This window comes from Pseudomonas sp., from assembly GCF_050739655.1.
Classification (GTDB): Bacteria; Pseudomonadota; Gammaproteobacteria; order Pseudomonadales; family Pseudomonadaceae; genus Aquipseudomonas.
Genome location: NZ_JBOIBY010000588.1, coordinates 1 through 2,712, shown reverse-complemented (window position 1 = coordinate 2,712; position 2,712 = coordinate 1). Strand labels below are relative to the sequence as shown.

2 protein-coding genes are annotated in these 2,712 nt (G+C 53.3%); one reads left to right on the top strand and one right to left on the bottom strand.

Annotation, left to right across the window (positions count from 1 at the left end; genetic code table 11):
* On the bottom strand, positions 1 to 842 hold an 842-nt coding region (locus ACRESJ_RS28210), incomplete at its 3' end, for an AMP-binding protein (RefSeq protein WP_431760806.1).
* Positions 843 to 1,403: 561 nt separating this feature from the next.
* Between ACRESJ_RS28210 and ACRESJ_RS28205 the strand changes: the two genes are divergently transcribed.
* The gene (locus ACRESJ_RS28205) at positions 1,404 to 2,225 is read left to right on the top strand and encodes a substrate-binding periplasmic protein (protein ID WP_431760805.1); all 822 of its coding nucleotides are present in this window, start codon (positions 1,404 to 1,406) and stop codon (positions 2,223 to 2,225) included.
* Positions 2,226 to 2,712 lie beyond the last annotated feature (487 nt).

Sequence of the window (2,712 nt, the reverse complement as noted above, 5' to 3'; positions counted from 1 at the left end):
CCTCCGGAAATAATGACGTCCTTGCAACGGTCGGTAATTTGCACGTAGCCGTTGGGATGCACTACGGCTACATCACCAGTATGAAACCAGCCGCCTTCGAAGGCTTTTCGGGTCGCGCTTTCATTCTTCAGATAACCCATCATCACAGTGTTGCCCTTGAGCAGTAGCTCACCCGTAGTTTGGCCGTCTTTCGGTACTGGCTGCATAGTTTCGGAGTCCGCGACCATTAAGCCTTCGAAGGCTGCTGCTCGAGCCCCTTGGCGTACACGGAAAGCGCCCTGCTCACTCGGTGTTAAATCATCCCAACTGTCTTGCCATTCGCAGCTAATTGGGGTGCCAGAAACCTCCGTAATTCCATAAACATGGTTAACGTCGAAGCCTTGTGAGACTACCGCGTTTAGTACGGTAGCAGGAGGTGGGGAACCAGCAGTCAGCACTCGAACCGGATTTTTAAGTGGCGGGCGATCTGCGACGTTCGCAATCATGGCCATAACAATAGGCGCGGCACAGAAGTGATCGACACCATGGTTGTCTATAGACTCAAAAACCGTCTCTGCGGAAACTTTTCTTAGACACACATGCGAGCCCGCGGCAGCAGTGATAGCCCACGTAAAACACCATCCGTTTGCGTGGAACATTGGGAGTGTCCACAGGTAACGAGGAGCCCGAGAAAGCGGCCAGTTGGTGATCTGCAGCATACTCATTAGGTATGTGCCGCGATGACTCGCCACGACACCCTTCGGATCACCGGTTGTACCTGAGGTGTAGTTGAGCGCTATCGGCTGCCACTCGTCACTGGGCCATACACCCTCGAAATCAGGGTTACCACTGCCGATAAACATTTCGTAATCGACTTCCCCAACGCTCGCGGAAAGTGGAGTGTTGGAGCTGATGCGATTTTGACCCAGGGGCTGATTTTGACTGCCCCATATGCTGCCTCTGAAATCACCCGCAGGGGAATCATTTGTTGAGTATTCGGGTGGGCCAATGAATTCCGGCAGCCTGGTTCAAAATCGCATCAGCGCCAACAGCCATTTGCTAAAAAACCGTCCAAATACCGACCAAATCATTTCAAAAACGACCAGCAGGCCTTTTTTACGTACCCGAAGGACAGTTTATCTGCCCACCGAGTTGACAGTTCGCTAGTCGAGTGCGATTGTCGGTTGGGCCCCTATCAGCAGATCAAACTCTCCCCTGAGAAGGACTCTGCACTCAGTGCCGCCCTTCGCCAAACGCTTGAAGAAGCCGGTTCGAAAGCGCTGCTCCATCAAGACGTCGCAGCCACCATTAGCCGTTGGGTAAACCCACAGCTGACTGCAAACGCTCCACCCTCCCCTATCGCTTGAGCGCCAGGGACACTATTTGCCAATAACACTTGATTCACCAACCAGGAGACGAACCTCATGTTCCGTCAGCTCTCGCTCGCTATTACCGCACTCATCAGTATCTCCACACAGGCAGCCAATGCTTGTACCCCCGCACACGAGTTCAAGACCATCACTCCAGGGAAACTCACCGTCGCGACGATGATGATCCCGCCGTTTCTGATTCCTGAAAACAATACGCTCAAGGGCGTCGACGGTGAACTGATCACTAAAATCGCCGAGATGGAATGCCTGACAGTTACTCCGATCGTAGTCGATACACGTGCTGTAATGCAGTACGTGGTCTCCGGCCAGGCAGACGTGGCCGTGGGCAACTGGTTCCGCACTGCAACGCGCCTCAAATCGATGGAAATGTCAGATCCGGTCTATCTGGACAGCCTGGCCATTTACACCAAGGAAGGCACGCAATCATTGAACGCATTGGTTGAGTCCGGGAAAGTCGTTGGCACCGTTCAAGGGTACAACTGGGTGAGCGATCTACAGAAGCTGTTTGGCTCCAAGATCAAACTCTACCCGAGCCCAGTCGCGCTGGCCCAAGACCTGGAAGCTGGTCGAATCGAAGCCGGCCTGGATAGCTTCTCGGGCGGCCTTTACGCTCAGCAGCAAGGTGGTTTCAAAGGCTTCAAGATCGTTCAAGCCGAGCCTGATCAGCGCGTGCGCGCCTCGATCGAAGCGGCACAGATCGCGTTCGCCTTGGTTAAGGGCAACGATGACGTGACCAAGGCAATCAATGAAGATATCGCCAAGCTGCGAGATGGAAAGGCGATCGCCAGCGCATTGGAGAAGTATGGGCTGAGTGCTGACGACAGCAATGTGGGCGCACCCAGGGCGATCGAATAAACCAGAACGCATAGGCCAGGAGCTTAGGCTACCTGGCCATCATTCAGAGTTCACCCAGGCCTTCTGAATAAAACCCATGCCACAGAGTGGTCAGCTATTCGCTTCTGCACTTAGCCTAGAGCGCCTGACTCTGGAAAAAATCGTGCGGTTAAAGAGGAAGTTACAAAAGGACTGCATAGTCGTGATATCTGCTCGGCTGTTTTCAGATCAGCTGAACCGCGGCCGATGATAATGAAATATCTGCGCTGTCCGAAGGAGCTATGGATCCATAAAAAAGCCTAGCATCGCTGCCGGGCTTTTTTTGTAATCAAGACTTACTTGCCGCGATTCGCGAACTGCTTACGAACGCTTGCGAATTCGTCAGAATTACGATCCTTGAGGTTCTGGTAGTAAGCACGACGACTGATCCCGTAAGCGCCTTGCTGCTTGAGCTCAGCCAATGACTGGGCCATCTTCAGAGCCATGGTGTTCGGGTTCAGGATGGAGA